Raw genomic sequence first — 20,626 nt, forward strand, 5'->3', positions numbered from 1 at the left:
AGGCTGAAGCCACCCCGTACCGTCGATCCGCTGTGTACAACGTCGCAATCGTCGGCTGCGGGGTCATCGGCCACCGCCTCGCCGACGCGTTCAGCGCACACGAGGGGACGACGGTCTGGGGCGCCTGCGACCTCGTCGCCTCGAAGGTCGAATCGTTCGCCGAGGAGTACGACTGTGCGGCCTACACCGACTACGAGACGATAGTCGCCGAGGACGCCGTCGACGTCGTCTACGTCGGCGTGCCGCCGACGGTCCACCGCGAGGTGGTCGAGGCCGCCATCGACGCCGAGAAGGCGGTCATCTGCGAGAAGCCGATCGCCGAAGACGCCACGGTCGGCGCCGAACTCGTCGCCCTGGAGGAGTCGACCGACCGCCCGACGGCGATCAACCTCCCGTTCCGCTACACGCCCGGCGTGCGGGAGCTGATCGACCGCGTCGACGCCGGCGAGATCGGCGAGTCCCAGCGCATCGAACTCACGTTCCGGTTCCCCCAGTGGCCCCGGGAGTGGCAGGACGTGGAGTGGCTCGCCGGCCGCGAGCAGGGCGGCCCGCTGCGCGAAGTGGGGACCCACTACCTCTTCGGCGTGCAGGAGGCGTTCGGGGCCGTCGACTGGGTGAACGCCGATATCGACTACACCGCGCCCGACCGGTACGAGGAGTCCATCACCGGCTACTTCGGCGTCGAGGGAATCGGCGGCACGATCGACCTGCTGGCCGACTGCGGCGCCGACGAGCAGAACTCGATGACCGTCGTCGGCACCGAGGGGTCGCTGACGCTGCTCGACTGGTACCGCCTCGCCGAGAGCGCGGAGGGCGAGGAGCAGCAGGTCGTCGTCGACGACCCCGGCGAGAACACGCTGGCGCTGGTCGACGAGTTCGTCGCGGAGCTGGACAGTGAGAGGCGGCAGTCGTCAGCCGCCGACTCGGGCGGCGACCTGGTGAGCTTCGCGGAAGCGAACCGGGTGCAGGAGGTCGTCGACGCGATCTTCGCGTCGGAGGGTGAGCGAGTGGTCGTCGACACCGAAGCGTAGGAGCGCGCGTTTTCTACCGCCGCATCAGCAGCAGCCCCACCGCACTCGCGACGGCGGCGATGACCGCGAGCACGACGAACAGCGCCGTCGGGGTGCCGTAGGTCAGGATCGTCCCCGCGATCCCGGCGCCGAGGGCGCCGATGCCGAACACGCCCAGGTACGTGTAGCCGTAGGAGAGCCCGCGGGCGGCCTCGGGGGTGTACTCGGCGACCGCGGCCTGGTACATCGGCTGGACCGTGAACAGCGCGAAGCCCAGCACGGCGCTGATGACCAGCAGCGGCACGGCGCCGGCGGAGGCCAGCGGCATGAACACCAGCGCGATCAGGGACATCCCGCCGAAGGCGAGCATGATCCCCCGCGCGGGGGCGATGATGTCGGTCAGTCGGCCGCCGACGTACTGGCCGGCGACGCCGACCGCGAGCAGGCCGGAGTAGACGTAGTTCGCGGGCTCCTGCTCGGTGCCGGCGAGTTCGATGGGCTGGAACGTCTCCAGGCCGGCGAGGAGTTCCGGCAGGAACGTGAGTACGCCACGGTAGTACAGGCCCGAGCAGATGACGACGACGAACACGAACGCGAACGAACTCTTGACCAGCGAGCCGGAGATCCGGAGGAACGCGCCCAGCGAGTCCGGGCTCTCGGCGTCGTCGTCGACGTCCTCCTCGTCGGCGGCGCTGGACTCGTCCACGTCGAGCAGCAGCGCCGCGCCGGCGGCGACGAAGGCCGGCACCGCGAGCACCGCGGCGACGGTCTCCCAGTCCATGAACGCGAGCATGATCGTCGTGGCCAGCGGGCCGGCGGCGATGCCGACGTTGCCGGCCATCCCGTGGAGCGCGAACCCGCGCCCGCGCTCGGAGACGCCCTTACTGATCAGTGCGAGGCCGGCCGGGTGGTAGACGCTCGCGGCGGCGCCCCAGAGCACCAGCGCGACCGCGATCGCGACCACGGCCGGACTCGTCGACAGCAGCGGGAGCCCCTCGAGCACGCCGGCGGCCGTCGAGGGGGCGACCGAGAGCACCAGGAACGAGCCCCCCATCCCGGTCAGACACAGCGCGATCAGCGTTCGAGAGCCGTAGCGGTCCGCCAGAACCCCGCCCGGCAGCGCGCCGATACCGAACAGCGCCATCCCCACGGCGACGACCGCACCCAGTTCCGCGGCGGTCGTCGTGAACTGGGTGAGCCAGATCCCGACCATGATCGGTACTGACAGTTCGTACGTGTGGACCAGCGCGTGGGCCGTGCCCGCGAGCCCGACGATCCGCCGGTCGTTTCCGTCCATGTGCTCCCTGCTGATGCGGACCGGCTTCAAAGGACGGATTCGCCGCGCCGCCCGGTCCCCTCGGGAGAAAACCATCAGTTATATTTACCGCCCTAAGTATTATCAGACATGACGACCCCCGACGACCGGATCGAGACGACTCACATCGGGAGCCTCCCGCGTCCCCCTGAACTGCTCGACCTCCTCCGGACGCGCGAGTCAGGCGGCGAGGTCGACGCCGACGAGTGGGACCGCGTGAGTACTGAGGCGACGGAGGACGTCGTCGAGCGCCAGCTCGCGACGGGCATCGACGAGATCAACAACGGCGAGCAGTCCCGCGTCTCCTTCAACTTCTACGTCGGCGACCGGCTCACGAACATCGGCGGCAAGCGCGAACAGGAGCTGTGGGCCGACCTGCAGGAGTATCCCGCGGTCGCCGAGGACACGTTCGAGACGGACGTGATCGACCTCGCGAAACAGCCCGCGGTCACCGGCGAGATCCGCTACGACGGCCACGAGCAGGCCGAACGGGAGGTCGAGACGTTCCGCGAGACGCTCGAGGGCACCGGCGTCGACGTCGAGGACACCTTCTTCACCACCGCCTCGCCGAGCGTCGTCGCCGCAACGCACGTCGACGAACACTACGACGACCACGAGGAGTACGTCTACGCCATCGCCGACGCGATGGCCGAGGAGTACCAGATCTTCGCCGACACGGGCGCGACCATCCAGATCGACGCGCCGGACCTGCTGGCGACCGGCCACAGCCACCTGTTCGCGGACGACACCGTCGAGGAGTTCCGCGGCGTGGTCGAGATGCACGTCGACGCGCTCAACGAGGCGCTCTCGGGCATCCCCGAGGAGCAGGTCCGCCTGCACACCTGTTGGGGGAGCTACGAGGGCCCGCACCACCTCGACACCGACCTCGTGGACATGCTGCCGACGCTGTACGAGGCCGACATCTCCGGGCTCAGCGTCGAGCAGGCGAACCCGCGCCACCAGCACGAGTACCGCGCGTTCGCCGAGCACCCGCTGCCCGACGGCTGGACGCTCATCCCGGGCGTCGTCGACGTGAAGACCAACATCATCGACCACCCCGAGACGATCGCCGACCGCATCGAGCGCGTGGCGAACGTGGTCCCGGACGACACCGAGATCGTCGCCGCGCCGGACTGCGGGTTCGGCACGCAGGCCGGCCTCGGCATGGTCCACCCCGACATCGCGTGGCCCAAACTCGAAGCGCTCGTCGAGGGCGCGGAGATCGCCTCCGATCGCCTGCGGTAGGACCACAACGCTCTTCTTTAGGCTCACCAAAATCCTGGGCAGATGCGGCTCACCCGACGGGACGCGCTCGCGGCGCTGTCGGCGGTCGGCGCCGGCGGCGTCGCCGGCTGTTCCGCGCCGAGTGCAGCGCGGGACGACGAGACGACGACGGCGAGCGACGCGAACCCGCCCGAACTCGGCGAGGACGAGTTGGAGACGCTGGTCGCGCTCGCGGCCGTCCTCTACCCAAGCGAGGTCGAGAACGCCGCCGAGTTCGTGGAGGCGTACGTCCGACCGCGCGTGCGCGACCGGCCGGAGCACGGGCGCGGGATGGTCGCCGCGATCGAAACGCTCGACGAGTACGCCGAGAACCTCGAAGGCGAACGCTACGCCGCGCTCGACGCCGCGGCGAGGGAGGAGCTGCTCGCCTACATGGCCGTCGACACGGCCGACCCGGACCCCGACGGCGACGACGACGAGCGCGTGCGCTACTACCTCGTGAACGATCTGCTGTTCGGCCTCTACGCGTCGCCGACGGGGGCGTCGCTGGCCGGACTCGAGAACCCGCCGGGATATCCGGGTGGGACAGCGAGCTACCAGAAGGGGCCGGAATGAGTCAACCGGACCGAACACCCACGGAGAACGCCGACGTGTGCGTCGTCGGTGCCGGGCCCGCGGGCGCGATCGTCGCCGACCGCCTCGCGAGCGCGGGTCACGAGGTGATCGTGCTGGAGGCTGGCCCGCGGTTCGACCCCGACGAGCGCGAGGAGCGTATGGAGACCCACCTCCGGCCCGGCGACGACACGCCGATCTGGGGGATGGGCGGGCCCCGGGACGCCTACACCTCGGGCGGTGAGCGGCTCTACCCCCTCAACGCCGCCCGCGTGAAGGGCGTCGGCGGCTCGACACTCCACTGGCAGGGGATGGTGATGCGGATGCACGAGCAGGACTTCCGGGTGGACTCGGAGCTGGGGGTCGCCGAGGACTGGCCCGTCGACTACGACGACCTCCGGCCCTACTACGCCGCCGCAGAGGAGGCGCTCGCTGTCGCCGGCGCGTCGGACAACCCGTTCGCGCCGCCACGGGAGGAGCCCCACCCGATGCCCGCGTTCCCGCCCTCCTACAGCGACTCGCTGTTCGCGGAGGCCTGCGAGGAACTGGGGATCGCCACCCACTCGGTGCCGAACGCACGGAACTCCGAGCCAACCGACGAGGCCAGCGCCTGCGTGGGCTACGGCACCTGTCGCCCGGTCTGTCCCTCGGGCGCGAAGTACGACGCGACCCGCCACGTCGACAGCGCCCAGGAGGGGGGCGCCAGGGTCGTCGACGAGGTGCCGGTCCAGCGGCTCGAACACGACGACTCGGGCGAGAAGGTGACTGCTGCTGTCTATGTGACTCCCGAGGGTAAGGAGTACCGACAGGAGGCCGACGAGTTCGTCCTCGCCGCCGGCGGCGTCGAGACGCCGCGCTTGCTCCTCCTCTCCGAGAGCGAGCAGTACCCCGACGGGCTGGCGAACGGTTCCGGCGCGGTCGGGCGGTACTTCATGGACCACCTGTTCGCCGGCGTCGGCGGCCGCCTCGACGAGCGCACCCGCCAGAAGCACGTCGGCTTCAACACGACCGAGAGCCACCAGTTCTACGACCGCGAGGACGACAGCCGGGGGGCGATCAAACTGGAGTTCCTCAACTACGCCGGCCCGGCGCCGGCGGACATCGCGATGGGCGCCGACAGCTTCGGCGACGACCTGCTCGCGGAGATCCGCGAGGGGTACGGCAACCACGTCGCGATGGGCGCGCTCGTCGAGCAGTTCCCGCGCGCGGAGAACCGCATCACGCTCGACCGCTCGCGGACCGACGACCACGGCAACCCCGTCCCCGAGGTGATCTGGTCGCTCGACGACCGCACGCGCCGCACCATCGAGCGCGCCAACGAGATCCAGCGCGCGGTGTTGGAGGAGTTGGGCGCCGACATCGAGTGGGTCGTCGGCCCGGACGCGACCGGCCCGGCGTACCACCACATGGGCACGACCCGGATGGGGACCGATCCCGACGCGAGCGTCGTCGACGCCGACCTCCGAACCCACGATCTCGCGAACCTCTCCATCGCCGGCAGCTCCGTGTTCGTCACCGGCGGCGCGATGAACCCGACGCTCACCATCGCCGCGCTGGCGCTGAAAGCCGCGGACGCGATCGACGCCCGGCTCTGAGTCGGCGTCACTTCAGCCACGCGACCAATTTTTGGCCGCCCGAAAAATCGGCAGGGTTTTAGGACTCCCTAAACAACCCGCTGGTAATGAGTGAGCAGGACATCTGCGTGATCGTCCCGACGATACGGGAGTACGAGTGCATGCGGGAGTACGTCGCGAACGCTCGCGAGTACGGGTTCGACACCGACCGCCTGTTCGTCGTGCTGGTCACGGAGGACTTCTGCGACACCGACGAGATGGCGGCGATGCTCGACGACCTCGGCGTCGACGGCGCCGTCTTCGACGGGACCGCACGCGAGGCGTGGTTCGCCGAGCAGGGCGTCGACGACTACAGCCACTTGATCCCCGAAGCCAGCCACGCCCAGACCTCCTTCGGCCTGCTGTACATGTGGGCGAACGAGCGCTTCGAGTACGGCGTGTTCATCGACGACGACACGCTGCCCCACGACGAGGACTTCTTCGGCACCCACATGGAGAACCTCGCCTACGAGGGCGAGATCGAGGCCCGCGCTTCCGACGAGTCCTGGGTCAACGTGCTGGACGACGCCGACGCCGATCTCTACCCGCGTGGGTACCCCTACGCGGCGATGGACGAGGACCTGGAGCGCGAGCCCACCCGCGTCGACGACGTCGTCGCTTCGCAGGGTCTTTGGACGAACGTCCCCGACCTCGACGCAGTGCGAATCCTGATGGACGGCGACCTGCAGGGACAGGCCCAGAGTCGGACCGCCCGGGCCGACTTCGGCGAGGACTTCGTCGCCGCCGAGGGCCAGTACCTGACGGTCTGCTCGATGAACCTCGCGTTCCGCCGCGAGGTGATCCCGGCGTTCTACCAGCTGCCGATGGACGACAACCGCTGGGACGTGGGCCGCTTCGACGACATCTGGTCGGGGCTGTTCCTCAAACGGGCCTGTGACGTGCTGGGCAAGCAGGTGTACAACGGCGGCCCGCTGTGTGAGCACAACAAGGCCCCGCGCTCGACGTTCGACGACCTGCAGAACGAGGTCGCGGGCCTCGAACTCAACGAGCACGTCTGGGAAGTGATCGACGACGCCGCCGCCGGCGCGAGCTCCTACCGCGAGGCGTTCGCGTCGATGGCCGACGCGCTCGCCGCCGGCGACTTCGAGGCGTGGAACAACGGCGAGTTCCTGAACTACTGTGGTGAATACATGAACGACTGGCTCGACTGTCTCGACGCGCTGGAAACGCCCGCCGCCGACCGTGTGGAGGTGCCCGCCGATGACTGAGGAACCGACCTCCAAGCGCCGGCGCCGCCTGCTCGCGAGCATCGCGAGCGCCGGCCTCGTCGGCGTCGCCGGCTGTGGCGGCGGCGGCACCGAAACCGACGGCCCCGGGGGCGACGGTACCGACACGCCGACTGGCGGGAACGAAACCATCGGCGACGCCGAGTTCTCCGAGTTCCGGGGCTCCGGCGCGCTCGCGCAGGGCCGCGAGGAGATCAGCGGGACGCGCATCGAGGACCTCCCGAACCTCGAGGGCGAGCTCACGATCTACCTCGGCGGCGGGGAGGGCGGCCTCTACCGCGACCTGATCAACAAGCTCGAGGACATCTACCCCGACTTCGAGGCGACGCCGCGGGCCTCCGGCACCGCCGACGCCGCGAACACCCTCATCAGCGAGGGGGCGGCCACGCCCGCCGACGTGTTCTGGTCGGTCGACGCCGGGTCGCTGGCGGCCGTCGCCGCCGAGGACCTGACGACCGAACTCCCGAGTGACGTGACCGACCCCGTGCCCGACGAGTTCCACCCCAACAGCGAGTGGGTCGGGACTGCGGGCCGCGCTCGCGCGATCCCGTACAACACCGACGCGCTCGACGAGAGCGAGATCCCCGACGACGTGATGGACCTGCCCGGCTCGGGCATCGCCGGCGACATGGGTTGGGCGCCGACCTACGGTGCCTTCCAGGCGTTCATCACCGCGATGCGGATCACCGAGGGCGAGGACGCCACCCGACAGTGGATCCAGGGGATGGTCGACGCCGGCATCACGGAGTACGCGAACGAGTTCTTCGTCTCCAACGCCGTCGCAGACGGGGAACTCCGGGCCGGCTTCGCCAACCACTACTACGCGCTCCGCGTGCAGGCCGCGCGGCCGAGCGCGCCGATCGACCTCGCCTTCACCAGCGGCGACGCGGGCGCGCTGATCAACGTCGCCGGCGCCGCCGTGCTCTCGGCGAGCCCCAAGCAGGAGCTCGCACAGAACTTCGTCCGCCACCTGCTCTCGGCCGAAGTCCAAGAGTACTTTGCCACCCGCGCGTACGCTTACCCGATGATTCCGGGCGTGCCGCCCGTCGGTGGCCTCCCCCGCATCGACGAGCTCAACCCGCCGGAGTTCGACCTGGCGAAGCTCTCGAACATCGGCCCGACAGTGGACCTCATGCGGGAGGTGGGCGTGCTCTGATGGGCGCCGTCGGCGACGCCGCGGGGGAGTCCGCGGGGGTCCGCCAGCGACTTCGCCGCTTCCTGGGCCTGGACGACGACGGCGTTTCGACGCCGCTGGTCCTGCTCTCGGGGGCGATCGCCGCCGCGGTCCTGTCGCCGCTGATCTGGCTGTTGCTACGGGCGAGCGAGGTGCCGACCGACGAGGCGCTCTCGCTGATCGGCTCCTCGGGCGACGTGTTCGCCAACAGCCTCGCGCTCGTCGCCGTCGTCACGACGGCCTCCGTCCTGCTCGGCGTGCCGCTGGCGGTGCTGACGGTGCAGACCGACCTGCCGTTCCGCCGGTTCTGGACCGTCGTCATCGCGCTACCGCTGGTGATCCCCAGCTACGTCGGCGCGTTCGCGTACATCTCGGCGTTCGGCCCCGACGGCGCGCTGGCCGACGCGCTGGCGCCGTTCGGGGTCCAGATCCCCGAGGTGTACGGGCTGGGCGGCACCGCGCTGGTGCTGACGCTGTTCGTCTACCCCTACGTGTTCCTCACGACTCGGGCGGCGCTGCTCTCCTTCGACGAGACGCAGTTGGAGGCCGCACGCACGCTGAACGTCGGGTACCTCTCGGCGTTCCGCCGGGTGATCCTGCCGCAGATCCTCCCCGCGGTGACCGCGGGCGGACTGCTGGTCGCGCTGTACGCGCTCTCGGACTTCGGGACGCCGTCGATCATGCAGTACGACGTGTTCACGCGGATGATCTACGTCGAACTCAACAGCTTCGGCGACGGCCGCAACAACGCCACGCTGCTGTCGCTCCAGCTGCTCACCGTGACGGCCGTCGTCGTCGCGCTGGAGTCGCGGATCGGTAGCGGCGAGGACTCCGGCTACGGCGCGGCGGCGTCGTCGACGGCGATGATCTCGCTGGGACGGCTGCGCTGGCCGGCGATGCTGCTGCCGGCGCTGGTCTCGACGTTCACGCTCGCGCTCCCGGTCGGCATCCTGACGATGTGGTTCGTCCGGGCCGAGGCGCTCGCCTACGAGGTCGGCGGCCGGGCGTTCGAGTGGGGGTTCGCCCTCAACTCGGTCTACGTCGCCGCGCTCGCGGCGGCGGCGACGCTGGCGCTCGCGATCCCCGTGGCGTACTACTCGGGGCGCTCGCGGGCGCGCTTCGCGTGGCTGGCCGAGCGCGCGACCTACCTCGGCTACGCGATGCCGGGGGTCGTGCTCGCGCTCGCGCTGGTGTTCTTCAGCAGCAACCAGCTGGCGGCGTGGTTCGGGCCGAGCGTGGCCCGAGCCGTCTACCAGTCGCTCCCGCTGCTGGTGTTCGCCTACGTGGTTCGATTCCTCCCGCAGGCCGTCGGCGCGTCGCGCTCGTCGGTGCTCGGCGTCGACCCCGCACTGCTCGGCGCGGCGCGCGTGCTGGGTGAGCCGCCGCGGCGGGTGTTCCGGCGAGTGACGCTGCCGCTGATCGCGCCCGGCGTGCTCGCGGGCGCCGCGCTGGTCTTCCTCACGACGATGAAGGAACTCGACACGACGTTGATCCTGCACCCGACAGGGTTTACAACGCTGGTGACGTACATCTGGCGAGTTCAGGAGGGCGGCTACTACGGCCGGGCGGCGCTGCCGGCGCTGGTGCTGGTGGTGGTGTCCGGGCTCTCGATGATCCCCCTCCTCGTTCAGGGACGCGACAAATGAGCAAGCAACCCACATCCACGACCGACGGGCCGAGGGCGGAGCGAGCAGCCGAGCGCACTGACTCGACGGTCGCCGACGACGCCGACGCGGTGCTGGAACTCACGAACGTCGCGAAGGAGTTCGCGGGCGAACGCGCCGTCGACGGCGTCGACCTCACCGTTCGCGAGGGCGAACTGCTCACGCTGCTGGGCCCTTCCGGCTGCGGGAAGACGACGACGCTCCGGGCCATCGCCGGCCTCGAGTCGCCGACGGAGGGGACCGTCCGCGTCGCCGACGAGATCGTCGCCGGCGACGGTCGGGAGGTCCCCCCGGAGGATCGCGACGTGGGGATGGTGTTCCAGGAGTTCGCGCTCTTCCCCCACCTCTCGGTCGCCGAGAACGTCGCCTTCGGCCTCGACGACCCCGACAGCGAGGCCGCCGACCGGCGCGTCGACGACCTGCTCGACCTGGTCGGCCTCGACGGCTACGGCGACCGCTCGCCCGCCGACCTCTCGGGCGGCCAGCGCCAGCGGGTCGCGCTCGCGCGCTCGCTCGCCCCCGAACCCGACGTGTTGCTGCTCGACGAACCGTTCTCGAACCTCGACGTGGCGCTCAGGGTCGAGATGCGCGAGGAGGTCGCCCGCATCCTCAACGAGGCCGGCGTCACGGCCGTCTCAGTCACCCACGATCAGGAGGAGGCGCTGTCGATCTCAGACCGCGTCGCGGTGATGTCCGAGGGTCAGATCGAACAGGTCGGTAGCCCGGCGTCGCTGTTCGAACACCCCGAGTCCCGCTTCGTCGCCTCCTTCCTCGGGCAGGCCAGCTTCGTTCCGGGGAAGGTCACCGAGAGCTCGGTCGACACGGTCATCGGCTCCTACGGCCGCGATCTGCTGGAGGGTGTGACCGACGAGTACGTCGGCGCCGACGTCGACGTGCTGGTCCGGCCGGACGACCTCCGGCTCAGCCCCGTCGACGGCGAGGCCGGCCCGATCTCCGCCGAGACCCAACCGGTTCCCACCGCCGACGGCGGGACTGCGTTCGGCGTTGAGGACGACGGCCGATCTACGCCGTCGACCTCGACCGACGACGACGGCCGTTCAGCGCCGTCGACCTCCACCGCCGACGGCGAGGTGGTTCAACGGCAGTACACCGGCCCCTCCTTCGTCTACCACGTACAACTCGACGACGGCCCCGTCGTCCGGTGTCTCCACAACCACGCCGAGGAGGTCGAGATCGGTGAGCGTGTGAGCGTCCGACTCGTGGCCGACCACACGCTCGCGTGGTACCCCGCGGCGTAGATGTCCGGTCGGTCCCCGTTCCCCGCGTCGCGCTCCGCATCACTCTCGGCCGCCGTCGACGCCGTCCGTACCCGACTCGACCGCGGTCGGGTCGCGATCCTCCTGCTCGGACTCGTCGCCGCGGTGGTCTCCTTCCTCGTCGCGACCCGGGTGTTCCCGTACCACTCGCTCAACCACGACGAGGGCGTCTACCTCCAGCAGGCCGAACTGCTGCTCTCGGGGCGGCTGTTCCTCCGCCCGCCCGTCGACGGCCCGTTCCGGCCGTGGTTCTTCGTCGAGAGCGCCCAGGGACTGTACTCGAAGTACCAACCCGTCCCGGCCGCAGCCTTCGCGCTCGGTCGCGTCCTCGGGGGCTATCCGATCGCGCTGGCGGGGATCTCCGCGGGGGTCGTGGGCGGTACAGCCGCGCTGGCCCGCGAACTGTACGACTGGCGCGTCGGCGTCGTCGCCGGCGTCCTCGTGCTCGCGTCGCCGCTCTTTCTCGTCCAGTCGGGGGTGTACCTCCCCTACGCGCTGACGGCGGCGCTGGAACTCTGCTTCGCGGTCGCCTACCTCCGGGGCGAGCGAACTGAGAGCCGACGGTCGGCGGCGGTCGCCGGCGGGGCGATCGCCCTCGCCTTCTTCGCCCGGCCGTACACCGCCGTGCTGTTCGCGTCGCCGTTCATCCTCCACGCTGTCGGCACGCTCGCCCGCTCTGGCGCGTGGCGGGCGCCTGTCGCGCAGGTCGGCGAGGCGCGGTTCGGACCGATCGACGACGACCAGCGCGCGCTGTTCGGCCGCCGACTCGCGACTGCCGGCCTCGGGATCGCCGGCGTCCTGGCCGCGCTGGGGTACAACGTGCTCGTGACGGGCGAACCGCTCGTCTTCCCGTACCAGGCGTTCGCGCCACACGACGGGATCGGCTTCGGCCACCGCGAGATCCTGGGCCACGAGGAGACCTACACGCTCGAACTCGGGATCGAGTCGAACAGGCGCGTGCTCACTCAGCTGTTCACCGACTGGGTGGCGATGGGCGTCGTGGGCGCCGGGCTCGCGGCCGCGGGCGTGCTGGCGACCGCGGGCTCGGCGATCCGCGGACGGGTCCGGGACGCGACCGACCGCGCGTCGACGGCGCTCGTGGCGCGCCGAGCGATCGTCGCCGGCATGTTCGTCTCGATCGCGGCGGGCAACGTCGCGTTCTGGGGCAACTTCAACATCCTCGGGGCGCTCGGCGTCGAGGACGACGGGCTCATCCACAGCCTCGGGCCGTACTACCACTACGACCTGCTCGTCCCGACCGCGGTGTTCGGCGCCGTCGCCGCGGTTTGGGCGGCCGACCGGCTGGGCAGCGTCGCCGAGCCGCGCCTCCCGGATCGACTGACGGCCGGGCGCATCGCCGTCGCCGTCCTGGTCGTGGCGGCGGGCGTCGCCGCCCCCGTCGCTGTCGCGACCGCGGAACGGCCGCTGGAACACAACACGGGAATCAGCGAGGAGCTCGCGGCCGCGTACGAACCGTTCGAGGCGGAAGGCGGGATCTCGGCCGGGAACGCTGCGCTCGGGGGGAACCAGACCGACGAGCGGACGCTCACCTTCCTCCCGCCGGTGTACGGGCCGTGGCTGAACCACCCGTTCCAGGCGGTCCGGAACGATCCCGACTTCGACGGGCCGTCGCTGTACGCCATCGGCGATTACGACGAACTCGACGTGGCCGCCGCGAACCCCGAGCACGACCTCCGGCGGTACGTGATCCGTGGCCCGTGGAACCCCGTCGACGGCGAGTCCGTGACCGCCGAACTCCGGCCCGTCGAGCGCGTCTCGGGCGAGTCAGTTCGCCTCGACGCCGCCGTCGGCGTCCCCGAGGCCGCGGAGTCGGTGTCGATCCGCGTCGGCGGCGACGCCGGGGAGACCTACGCCGCCGCGGACGCTAGTGAGGGGACGCTCGGGGTGATGCTCACCGTGAACGAGAGCACGGCGCGCCTCGCCGGCGAGGGCATCGACGAGCCGGGAACGTTCGCCGTCGGAGACCGCGACGAACTCACCCTCACGGTGTTCGTCTCCACCGGGCCGAGCACGGGGTTCAGCTACCAGCTCGTCTTCCCGGTCGACACTAGTGGCGAGGAAGTGCGCGCGCTGTCGCCGACCAAGGAACGCTGCCCCGTACCGGACCGCTGCGTGCCCGCGGGGCTGGGGCCGTCGCCGCCCGGCCAGTTCGCGAACGCGACAGTCGTGGCCGGTTCCGAGTAGCGAAGTGGGTACTACTGCCGGTCGGCGTCGGGGTGAACACGTTCTCGGATCGGTTCCCACCACCAACGCCACTTCCGGACGAACAGCACGCCGCCGAGCCACAGCGAGGCCCACAGGACCCCGATATCGCCGGTGTAGAGGCCGTATAGCGGAAGGACAGCTAGGAGGGCGACGAACAGGAGGAGCGGACTGGAGATGAACCGGGTGCGGGACCCGCCCGATCGTTGTCGCGATCGACGCAAAAAGTCTGCCTCGGGGGACGAACGTCAGAAGAAACTCGTTACCTGCCGCCTGCGCTCCTGTGCACAGACCCGGAGGATCGAGCCGGCGATCTCCGCGCCGCCCGAGAACGGGTCGAGTTTGGTCTCGCCGAGACGCTCGTCGTAGGCGATCGGTTCCTCGCGCACCTCGTAGCCCCGCATCGTCGGCCGGATGAGCAGTTCCGCCGAGAGCCCGGTGTTCTCGGTCCAGGTGATCTCCTCGATCACGTCCTCGCGGTAGGCGCGCATCCCCGTCGTCACGTCGTGGAGGTACTCGCCGGCGAGCACGCTCGACAGTCCGGCGAACGCGTAGTTGCCGAAGCGGTTCATCGTCGGCATCGTGTCGGCGCCGTGGTAGAGCCGGTCGCCGCTGACCACGTCGTACCCCTCGTTGATCAGGTCGAGGAAGTCCGGGATGCGCTCCATCGGGTAGGTGCCGTCGCAGTCGGTCGTGATCCGCACGGGGTTCGTCGCGGAGAGTAGCGCCTCACAGACCGCGTAGCCGTACCCCTGTGGCTCCTGATCAATCACGGTCGCGCCGTGATCGCGGGCGATCTCGGCGGTGCCGTCGGTGGAACTGTCGACGACGACCACTTCGGCCTGCCCGTCCGTCGCTGCCTCGATGTCCTCGAGTACGGGGCCGATCGCCTCGGCCTCGTTGTAACTGCCCATCACGACGCTCACGTCGTCGAGCTCGTAGTCGCTCATGGATACGGCGTCGTGCCGGACTGGTTTAGGCTTGCCGAAAACGCTTCCAGAACCCCCCCGACGTTTCCGGAGCGAATCGGCTTTAAGGGTCTACGGAGCAACGTTCGGGTATGGATCTGGAACTCGACGGCACGAGTGCGCTAGTGACGGCATCGAGCAGCGGCCTCGGCAAGGCGTCGGCGACGGCGCTGGCCCGCGAGGGCGCGAACGTGGTCGTCAACGGCCGGGACGAGGGGCGACTCGCCGAGGCCGTCGACGAGATCGACGCCGTCGGCGACGGCGAGGTCGTCGGCGTGCAGGGCGACCTGACCGAGAAGGCGGACATCGAGCATCTCGTCGAGCGGACCGTCGATGAGTTCGGCGGCATTGACACGCTGGTCACGAGCGCCGGCGGCCCGCCCAGCGGCGCGTTCATGGACACCGACGACGAGGACTGGTACGAGGCGTTCGACCTGCTGGTGATGAGCGCGGTCCGGACCGTTCGTGAGGCGGCACCCCACCTGAAGGAGTCCGATCAGGGGACGATGACGTTCGTCACCTCCCGCTCGGTGAAGGAGGCCATCGACTCGCTGGTGCTCTCGAACTCCGTCCGGATGGCCGTGATCGGCCTCGAGAAGACGCTCTCGCAGGAACTCGCGCCCGAGGTCCGCTCGAACGCGGTGCTGCCGGGCCCCCACGAGACCTCCCGGATCGAGGACCTGGTGGAGCAGGCCGTCGACCGCGGCGACTACGACGACTACGAGGAGGGGCTGGCCGACTGGGGCGACGGCATCCCGCTCGAGCGCATCGGCGACCCGATGGAGCTCGGCGAGACCGTGGCGTTCCTCTCCTCGCCGAAGTCCTCCTACATCAACGGCGTCGCGCTCCCCATCGAGGGCGGTGCCGGCGCGAGCAACCTCTGAATCAGCAGCTACGGCTCCATCCGGAGCGCGTAGATGATGCAGAGCAGCCCCGCGATCTCGAGCGTCTGGATGAGCGCCTGAACCAAGGGTTCGGAAAGTGACGGGAACAGCAAGGTTATCACCACTATCGGAACCGGCAGGCCGAGGATGATGCCGAAGCCGATGGCCAGATACAGCATCGGCCGACTGTCGTTGCGCCGATACCCGCGGTAGGCGAGGTAGGCGATGAACAGGCCTAGCGCCGCACCGACCATCTCGTAGGCCTGGAGGAACGGGCGGATTGCTTCGCCGATCTGGAGTACTCCGAGCATCTCAGATGTTCTCGATCAGGCGGGTGAACCGGTCGGACATGTCCTCCCGGCGGTCGATCTCGAGGCGGAGTTCGCCGTCGACGAGTTCGACGGTCACGCGCCGGAGGTTCGGCGCGTACACCTGTTTGTGGTGGCCACTCTCCGGATCCGGCCGGGTCTGTTCCTCGATCAAGTCACGCTCGCGGAGCTGTTCGAGCCGGCGGTAGATCGTCGGTCCCGACGCGTCACACCGCTGTTTGAGTTCGCTTGCGGACATAGGTTCTCGACTCGTCTGAGTGAGGATAGCCCGGGCTGTCTCGTCCTCCAGCAGCCCTGCGACGGCCTCGATCTTCGCCTCACTCACTGTGGCCCAGTTGTTGGCAAAAGTACCTAAAGAGCTACCGAACGCTTCAGCAGCTGAAGCGCTGCCTCCCGCTCTATCGGGTGCCCTCTCGAAGTCGGGTGTACAGATGGCTGCTCCCCTACTCGACGCAGTCGACCGATACCCCGCTGCAACGTACTTCACACTTACCCTGGCCCTCTCGTGGGGCACGTGGTTTCCAGTCCTCTCGGCCGTCGACGGACCGATGGTCAAGGTCGCCGCCATCCCCGGCGCGTTCGGCCCGCTTGCGGCTGCCGCTCTCGTTACCCGCTTGCGTGGCGAGTCCGTCCGCGGCTGGCTCGGGTCGACGCTCGACTGGCGCCGCGCGCCGCGGTGGTACGCCGCCGCGTTTGCGGTCCCCATCGGCGTCAGCATCGCGATGGGCGTCGTGATGGTCGCGTTGGCTGGCGGCATCGACGAGTCGGCCGTTCCCCCCGCACTCGGGGGGTTCGCGATCAACATGGTGTTCGCCACGCTGCTCGGCGGTGGCCAGGAGGAGTTCGGCTGGCGCGGGTTCGCGCTTCCGCATCTGCAGAGCCGCTACGGCGCGCTGACTGCGAGCGTCGTCGTCGGTGCCGTCTGGGCGTTGTGGCACGCGCCGATGTTCGCCTTCGGCGTATACGAGACGGTGCCCGCGGGGTACGCAGCGTTCGTCGTCGTCGCCTCCGTCGTGTTCACGTGGCTGTACAACAGCTCTCGGGCCTGTGTGCCCGCAGCGATCCTCATGCACGGGACGCTCAACGCGAGCGTGAACGTCCCGCTGCAGTTCGTGGGCGGCCCGTCGGCGCTTCCTGTTCCGTTCACGACGCTACTGGTCGGCGGGTTCGGGCTGCTGGCACTGGCACTGGTGGCACGCTACGGGCCACAGAGACTCGCCGCCGGGGAGGCACAGACGCCGACGTGGGCAAATGAGCGACCTGAACGTCGATCCGCGGCCGACGCGTCGGAGGTGGACGCATGAGACTCGCACGCCGCGCACTCCCGGAACTCTCCTCGTTCGCCCTGGTCGTCGCGACTGTCGCCGCCGGCGTCGTCGTCGCGCCCGCGCTCCCCGAGTGGATGATTGTCGGCTGGCACGTCGGACTCGACGGGGAGGCCACGGTCACGCGCGGCCCGCGCCTGGTCGGACTGGTCGCCGTCCCCGCGGTAACGGCCACGCTGTACGTCGTGCTGCGTGTCACGCGCCTCGCCCTCGACGAGGGGTACGGCGTCGACACGCGTCCGTTCGAGGCACTGGCTCACCTCGTGCTCGCGGCGCTGGCGTTCGGGCAGGGGTGGCTGCTCGCGGTGAACCTCTGAGTCGGGAACACCATCGCTGTGGCTGGTTGGCGAGACAACGACTCCGAGAACGAGGTACTGCTGTCGCTCAGTGTGTTGAGCGGACGGGGTAGGTCAGTCAGCCTACCCCAACGTGCAGAGCACGCGGGGCGAAAGGGACTGCTGACCGTGCCGTCCACCTCTCCCTCCCCGCTATCGCTACAAAACCCCTCCGATACATCGACCCGACGTGGACCGATGCGTTCGTTCGACCGTCAGAACCGACCTACCCCGTTGGCAGGGACGCCCCGCACTCGGGGCACTCCTCGTCGACGACGGTCACCTGGAGGTCACACTCGGGGCAGTAGTCGCGGTAGCACGCGTCGTCACCCATGGCCGGGGACACGTACCGGAGGCGGATAGTCGTTTTCGGCGCCGCGTCGTCGATACGCGTTCAGACTCGGCGAGGAGGGAGATCGAGAGAGTATCCGGCCCGTGCTTACGCCTCGTCGACCATGCCGCCGAACGTCGACTCGGCGTCGGCCGGGACGTCGAAGTCGTGGTAGTGTTCGCCCTTCTCCTTGCTCAGGATGTTGAGCGCGGCGGCGGCGCCGTCGCCGGCGGAGATCACGGCCTGCCACTCCTCGGCGCGGACCATCGCACCCGTCGCGTAGGCGTCCGCGACGCTGGTCTCCATCGTCACGTCGGCGTCGACGACGCCCTCGTCGGTGAGTTCACAGCCCAGACCTTCCGCGAGGTCGCGGTTCGCCCCGGTAGCGAGCACGACGTAGGACGCCTCGTGCTCGGCCTCCTCCGTCGTGACGCTGAAGCCGTCGCCGCTCTCGGCCACGGCGGTCACCTCCTCGCCCTGCTTGCGTTCGACGCCGAAGCTGTCGACCTGCTTGCGGAGCGTGTCAATGAACGCCGAGCCGTCCTGCGAGCCGACGCCGGGGTAGTTGAACAGGTGGGCCTTGTGCATCCACGTCCCGTCGGTGTCGAACACCGTAGTCTCGAGCCCGTTCTTCTGGGTGAACAGTGCCGCACTCAGGCCGGCGGGGCCGCCGCCGACGACGATTACGTCAGTCACAGGCCTCAGTTCGGCCGCTCTCCCCCTAACTCTTTGCACGGTGGCAGGCCCGAACCCCGGGCCCTCAGTGGTCCCCAGGTCGGTATCCTCCGTGTCCGGCGTCCATCCTGGGTGCCCGCCCGCGTCGGTATCGAAAGTCAATCCGAGTTTTCACGAGCGATAACCCCCACAAAAGATTTAACAGTAGTTGGATCATCTGCCCGAGTGAATGCTGGAGCGTAGCTACTCGCGAATGGGTGTGACGGGCGAGTTACTGCTCGTCGCGTCGGTCCTCACCCTGGTGCCGTCGTGGGTCGGGGGCGCCGAGTTGCTCTCGTCCGTCGGGATGGGGAACCTCCCGGCAGTCCTCGTCGGCGGCGCCGTGGCGTGGGGACGCGGCGCCCTCTCGGCGGCGATCCTGCTGCGCCGCTGGCGCCGCGGATCGCTGATCCTGAACGAGCGGTGGTTCCGCGACGCACTGGAGACGGCGGCCGGTCGGAGCCGGCTGGCCGAGTACCCGACGCCGGCGCCCGGTCCCGTCTCGTTGTCTGCCGGCGGCGCGGGCTCGGTCTGATCACGTGCCCGCCGAGAACGAACGCTTTACCCGCCGCCGTTGCCCACCTCGACTATGGACGCGGCAGTCGTCGCTGAGAACGTGACGAAGCGGTACGGCGACACCGTCGCCGTCGACGACGTCTCGGTGTCGGTGCCGGCCGGGACGGTGTTCGGCCTGATCGGCCCCAACGGCGCCGGCAAGACCTCGCTCGTGCGCTGTCTCACCGGAACGACCGCCTACGACGGCGACGTGTCGTTGCTGGGTTCGGCACCGGAACAGGTCGAGCGCGCCCGGATCGGCCTCCTCCCGCAGTCGTTCTCGCCGCCGGAGCGCCTAACGGTTCGGGAACTGTTCGGCTACTACGCGAACCTCTACGACGAGGCCCGGGAGGTGGATTCGGTCGTCTCCGAGGTCGGCCTCGAGGACGCGGCGGACACGTGGTACGAGGAGCTCTCGGGCGGGCAACAGCGCCGTGCCTGCGTCGGGATCACGCTGGTCAACGACCCGGACGTGCTGTTCCTCGACGAACCGACGACGGGGATCGACCCCACGGGGCGGCGTGACCTCTGGACGCTGATCGAACAGCTCGCGGCCGAGGGGACCACCGTGTTCCTCACCAGCCACTCGATGGACGAGGTCGAGCGACTCGCCGACCAGGTGGCGATGCTCGCCGACGGGCGGATGATCGCCGAGGGGACGCCGAGCGCGCTCGTCGCCGAACACGGCGGCGACTCGCGGCTGGTCGTCCGGACGGAGGCGAACGCGGACCCGCTCGCCGATGCCGGGTTCCGAGTCGAAGCCTCGGCGGGTCGACTCACCCTCCACGGCGTCGACGCGACGCGGATCGACGACGCCGTCGACGCGCTCGCGGCCGCGGGGATCGACTACGAGTCGTTCACGTGGACGCAACCGACGCTCGAGGACGTGTACCTCGAACTCACTGGGCGTTCGTTCCGGGGTGAAGGAGTGACCGCGGCGGCCACCGAGCAGGAGTCGACCGCGCCGGGTGACGCCGGGACCGCGGAGGTGGAGCGATGAGCCGACTCGGACGGATCGCCAGCGAGTCCCGGGCGGGCGCGAAGGCGTTCCTGCGCCGCCGCACGGCGGTCTTCTTCACGTTCTTCTTCCCGGTGATCATCGTCCTCATCTTCGGCGTGCTCGTCGGCACCCAGCCCACCGGCGGCGGCCTGTTCGCGGAGCCGCCGGGCTACTACCTCCCCGGTTACCTCGCCGTCGTCGTGCTGTTCACGCCGCTGTCGCGGGTGGGGAGCGAGTTCGCTCGCCACCGCGAGGGGAGCCGGTTCGAGAAGCTGGCGACCACGCCGCTGCGGCGCTGGGAGTGGCTGTTCGCGCACACGCTGGTGAACGTGCTGGTCATCGGCGCCGCCTCGCTGCTGATCTTCGGGCTCGTGGTCGCGCTGGTCGACGCCCAGATCGCCGTCGGCGCGCACCTGCTCCTGTTGATCCCGTTCGTCGCGCTGGGGGTGGCACTGTTCTGCGGGCTCGGGGCGATCCTCGGCCGGCTCGCGGACTCCCAGGACGGCGTCATCGCCGCGAGCAACTCCGTGGCGCTCCCCCTGCTCTTCCTCTCGGAGACGTTCGTCACGCCCGAGCTGCTCCCGGCGTGGTTCCGGCCGATCACCGACCTCTCGCCGCTCACCTACTTCGCCCGCGGCGTGCGCTACCTGACCTACGAGCGGGTCTCCATCCCGGTCGTCGGCGCCGCGGACCCGACGACGCTCGCGCTGGTCCAGCTGGGCGTGCTCGCGGTACTCTCGCTCGTGTTCTTCGTCGTCGGCGCGTACGCCGTGCCGCGGACGGACTGAACTCGCAACTCCGGCTCGCCACCCGCGGCGACGCCCGG

General features: G+C 69.7%; 20 protein-coding genes. 15 read left to right on the plus strand and 5 right to left on the minus strand.

Annotated elements, in window-relative coordinates:
- Nucleotides 1–32: 32 nt before the first annotated feature.
- Nucleotides 33–1,031: a Gfo/Idh/MocA family protein gene (locus tag BMZ83_RS01650; protein ID WP_074874943.1), complete on the plus strand. Its 999-nt coding sequence runs from the start codon at nucleotides 33–35 to the stop codon at nucleotides 1,029–1,031.
- A gap of 13 nt (nucleotides 1,032–1,044) precedes the next feature.
- Here BMZ83_RS01650 and BMZ83_RS01655 read toward each other — a convergent pair whose 3' ends face one another.
- Nucleotides 1,045–2,307 carry an MFS transporter gene (locus BMZ83_RS01655; protein WP_074874945.1) on the minus strand — a complete coding sequence of 421 codons (1,263 nt, stop codon included), beginning with the start codon at nucleotides 2,305–2,307 and terminating at the stop codon, nucleotides 1,045–1,047.
- A gap of 108 nt (nucleotides 2,308–2,415) precedes the next feature.
- Between BMZ83_RS01655 and BMZ83_RS01660 the strand changes: the two genes are divergently transcribed.
- From BMZ83_RS01660 to BMZ83_RS01695, 8 genes are all read left to right on the plus strand, one after another.
- A complete protein-coding gene (locus BMZ83_RS01660; protein WP_074874947.1) occupies nucleotides 2,416–3,570 on the plus strand; it encodes a cobalamin-independent methionine synthase II family protein in 1,155 nt (384 codons plus the stop codon).
- A gap of 42 nt (nucleotides 3,571–3,612) precedes the next feature.
- Nucleotides 3,613–4,164 (plus strand): gluconate 2-dehydrogenase subunit 3 family protein, encoded by a 552-nt coding sequence (locus BMZ83_RS01665; protein WP_074874949.1) that lies wholly within the window; start codon nucleotides 3,613–3,615, stop codon nucleotides 4,162–4,164.
- Nucleotides 4,161–5,756: a GMC family oxidoreductase gene (locus BMZ83_RS01670; RefSeq protein WP_074874951.1), complete on the plus strand. Its 1,596-nt coding sequence runs from the start codon at nucleotides 4,161–4,163 to the stop codon at nucleotides 5,754–5,756. Before BMZ83_RS01665 ends, BMZ83_RS01670 begins: the two co-directional genes overlap by 4 nt.
- An 86-nt stretch (nucleotides 5,757–5,842) precedes the next feature.
- Nucleotides 5,843–7,003: an alpha-1 4-glucan-protein synthase gene (locus BMZ83_RS01675; RefSeq protein ID WP_074874953.1), complete on the plus strand. Its 1,161-nt coding sequence runs from the start codon at nucleotides 5,843–5,845 to the stop codon at nucleotides 7,001–7,003.
- A complete protein-coding gene (locus BMZ83_RS01680) occupies nucleotides 6,996–8,177 on the plus strand; it encodes an extracellular solute-binding protein (RefSeq protein ID WP_074874955.1) in 1,182 nt (393 codons plus the stop codon). The genes BMZ83_RS01675 and BMZ83_RS01680 overlap by 8 nt, the downstream gene beginning before the upstream one ends.
- The gene (locus BMZ83_RS01685; protein WP_079990074.1) at nucleotides 8,177–9,841 is read left to right on the plus strand and encodes an ABC transporter permease; all 1,665 of its coding nucleotides are present in this window, start codon (nucleotides 8,177–8,179) and stop codon (nucleotides 9,839–9,841) included. Before BMZ83_RS01680 ends, BMZ83_RS01685 begins: the two co-directional genes overlap by 1 nt.
- The gene (locus tag BMZ83_RS01690) at nucleotides 9,838–11,118 is read left to right on the plus strand and encodes an ABC transporter ATP-binding protein (RefSeq protein WP_074874957.1); all 1,281 of its coding nucleotides are present in this window, start codon (nucleotides 9,838–9,840) and stop codon (nucleotides 11,116–11,118) included. The genes BMZ83_RS01685 and BMZ83_RS01690 overlap by 4 nt, the downstream gene beginning before the upstream one ends.
- Nucleotides 11,119–13,341 (plus strand): DUF7846 domain-containing protein, encoded by a 2,223-nt coding sequence (locus BMZ83_RS01695; protein ID WP_074874959.1) that lies wholly within the window; start codon nucleotides 11,119–11,121, stop codon nucleotides 13,339–13,341.
- Between the two features lie 266 nt (nucleotides 13,342–13,607).
- Here BMZ83_RS01695 and BMZ83_RS01700 read toward each other — a convergent pair whose 3' ends face one another.
- Nucleotides 13,608–14,309, minus strand: a complete 702-nt coding sequence (locus BMZ83_RS01700) for a dolichyl-phosphate hexose transferase (RefSeq protein ID WP_074874961.1) — start codon at nucleotides 14,307–14,309, stop codon at nucleotides 13,608–13,610.
- A gap of 110 nt (nucleotides 14,310–14,419) precedes the next feature.
- On the opposite strand from BMZ83_RS01700, the gene BMZ83_RS01705 reads away from it, so the two are divergent.
- The gene (locus BMZ83_RS01705) at nucleotides 14,420–15,211 is read left to right on the plus strand and encodes an SDR family oxidoreductase (protein ID WP_074874963.1); all 792 of its coding nucleotides are present in this window, start codon (nucleotides 14,420–14,422) and stop codon (nucleotides 15,209–15,211) included.
- An 8-nt stretch (nucleotides 15,212–15,219) separates the two neighbouring features.
- On the opposite strand, the gene BMZ83_RS01710 is transcribed toward BMZ83_RS01705, so the two are convergent.
- Nucleotides 15,220–15,522: a DUF7521 family protein gene (locus BMZ83_RS01710; RefSeq protein ID WP_074874965.1), complete on the minus strand. Its 303-nt coding sequence runs from the start codon at nucleotides 15,520–15,522 to the stop codon at nucleotides 15,220–15,222.
- A gap of 1 nt (nucleotide 15,523) precedes the next feature.
- On the minus strand, nucleotides 15,524–15,865 hold the full coding sequence (locus BMZ83_RS17170; RefSeq protein ID WP_074874967.1) for an ArsR/SmtB family transcription factor: 342 nt from the start codon (nucleotides 15,863–15,865) through the stop codon (nucleotides 15,524–15,526).
- Between the two features lie 106 nt (nucleotides 15,866–15,971).
- Between BMZ83_RS17170 and BMZ83_RS01720 the strand changes: the two genes are divergently transcribed.
- Nucleotides 15,972–16,844, plus strand: a complete 873-nt coding sequence (locus BMZ83_RS01720; RefSeq protein WP_079990075.1) for a type II CAAX endopeptidase family protein — start codon at nucleotides 15,972–15,974, stop codon at nucleotides 16,842–16,844.
- Nucleotides 16,841–17,182, plus strand: coding sequence for a hypothetical protein (locus BMZ83_RS01725; protein WP_074874972.1), 342 nt, complete (start codon nucleotides 16,841–16,843; stop codon nucleotides 17,180–17,182). The genes BMZ83_RS01720 and BMZ83_RS01725 overlap by 4 nt, the downstream gene beginning before the upstream one ends.
- A 457-nt stretch (nucleotides 17,183–17,639) precedes the next feature.
- Here the strand turns inward: BMZ83_RS01725 and BMZ83_RS01730 are convergent, their stop codons facing one another.
- Nucleotides 17,640–18,227 (minus strand): NAD(P)/FAD-dependent oxidoreductase, encoded by a 588-nt coding sequence (locus BMZ83_RS01730; RefSeq protein WP_074874974.1) that lies wholly within the window; start codon nucleotides 18,225–18,227, stop codon nucleotides 17,640–17,642.
- 208 nt (nucleotides 18,228–18,435) lie between these two features.
- Between BMZ83_RS01730 and BMZ83_RS01735 the strand changes: the two genes are divergently transcribed.
- From BMZ83_RS01735 to BMZ83_RS01745, 3 genes are read left to right on the plus strand one after another with little or no spacing between them, the layout of a single operon-like run.
- The gene (locus BMZ83_RS01735; protein WP_074874976.1) at nucleotides 18,436–18,780 is read left to right on the plus strand and encodes a hypothetical protein; all 345 of its coding nucleotides are present in this window, start codon (nucleotides 18,436–18,438) and stop codon (nucleotides 18,778–18,780) included.
- Nucleotides 18,781–18,834: 54 nt separating this feature from the next.
- On the plus strand, nucleotides 18,835–19,800 hold the full coding sequence (locus tag BMZ83_RS01740) for an ABC transporter ATP-binding protein (protein WP_074874978.1): 966 nt from the start codon (nucleotides 18,835–18,837) through the stop codon (nucleotides 19,798–19,800).
- Nucleotides 19,797–20,588 (plus strand): ABC transporter permease, encoded by a 792-nt coding sequence (locus BMZ83_RS01745; protein WP_074874980.1) that lies wholly within the window; start codon nucleotides 19,797–19,799, stop codon nucleotides 20,586–20,588. The genes BMZ83_RS01740 and BMZ83_RS01745 overlap by 4 nt, the downstream gene beginning before the upstream one ends.
- The last annotated feature ends 38 nt before the right edge of the window (nucleotides 20,589–20,626 follow it).

This window comes from Halolamina pelagica (genome assembly GCF_900115675.1).
GTDB lineage: Archaea > Halobacteriota > Halobacteria > Halobacteriales > Haloferacaceae > Halolamina > Halolamina pelagica.

Excerpts from the sequence above, each read along its gene's own strand:
- BMZ83_RS01710 (WP_074874965.1), bottom strand. The coding sequence starts at position 15,522 with ATGCTCGGAGTACTCCAGATCGGCGAAGCAATCCGCCCGTTCCTCCAG.
- BMZ83_RS01700 (WP_074874961.1), bottom strand. The coding sequence starts at position 14,309 with ATGAGCGACTACGAGCTCGACGACGTGAGCGTCGTGATGGGCAGTTAC.
- BMZ83_RS01720 (WP_079990075.1), top strand. The coding sequence starts at position 15,972 with ATGGCTGCTCCCCTACTCGACGCAGTCGACCGATACCCCGCTGCAACG.
- BMZ83_RS01690 (WP_074874957.1), top strand. The coding sequence starts at position 9,838 with ATGAGCAAGCAACCCACATCCACGACCGACGGGCCGAGGGCGGAGCGA.
- BMZ83_RS01680 (WP_074874955.1), top strand. The coding sequence starts at position 6,996 with ATGACTGAGGAACCGACCTCCAAGCGCCGGCGCCGCCTGCTCGCGAGC.
- BMZ83_RS01705 (WP_074874963.1), top strand. The coding sequence starts at position 14,420 with ATGGATCTGGAACTCGACGGCACGAGTGCGCTAGTGACGGCATCGAGC.
- BMZ83_RS01725 (WP_074874972.1), top strand. The coding sequence starts at position 16,841 with ATGAGACTCGCACGCCGCGCACTCCCGGAACTCTCCTCGTTCGCCCTG.
- BMZ83_RS01655 (WP_074874945.1), bottom strand. The coding sequence starts at position 2,307 with ATGGACGGAAACGACCGGCGGATCGTCGGGCTCGCGGGCACGGCCCAC.
- BMZ83_RS01660 (WP_074874947.1), top strand. The coding sequence starts at position 2,416 with ATGACGACCCCCGACGACCGGATCGAGACGACTCACATCGGGAGCCTC.
- BMZ83_RS01675 (WP_074874953.1), top strand. The coding sequence starts at position 5,843 with ATGAGTGAGCAGGACATCTGCGTGATCGTCCCGACGATACGGGAGTAC.
- BMZ83_RS01665 (WP_074874949.1), top strand. The coding sequence starts at position 3,613 with ATGCGGCTCACCCGACGGGACGCGCTCGCGGCGCTGTCGGCGGTCGGC.
- BMZ83_RS01745 (WP_074874980.1), top strand. The coding sequence starts at position 19,797 with ATGAGCCGACTCGGACGGATCGCCAGCGAGTCCCGGGCGGGCGCGAAG.
- BMZ83_RS01670 (WP_074874951.1), top strand. The coding sequence starts at position 4,161 with ATGAGTCAACCGGACCGAACACCCACGGAGAACGCCGACGTGTGCGTC.
- BMZ83_RS01695 (WP_074874959.1), top strand. The coding sequence starts at position 11,119 with ATGTCCGGTCGGTCCCCGTTCCCCGCGTCGCGCTCCGCATCACTCTCG.
- BMZ83_RS01735 (WP_074874976.1), top strand. The coding sequence starts at position 18,436 with ATGCTGGAGCGTAGCTACTCGCGAATGGGTGTGACGGGCGAGTTACTG.
- BMZ83_RS01685 (WP_079990074.1), top strand. The coding sequence starts at position 8,177 with ATGGGCGCCGTCGGCGACGCCGCGGGGGAGTCCGCGGGGGTCCGCCAG.
- BMZ83_RS01740 (WP_074874978.1), top strand. The coding sequence starts at position 18,835 with ATGGACGCGGCAGTCGTCGCTGAGAACGTGACGAAGCGGTACGGCGAC.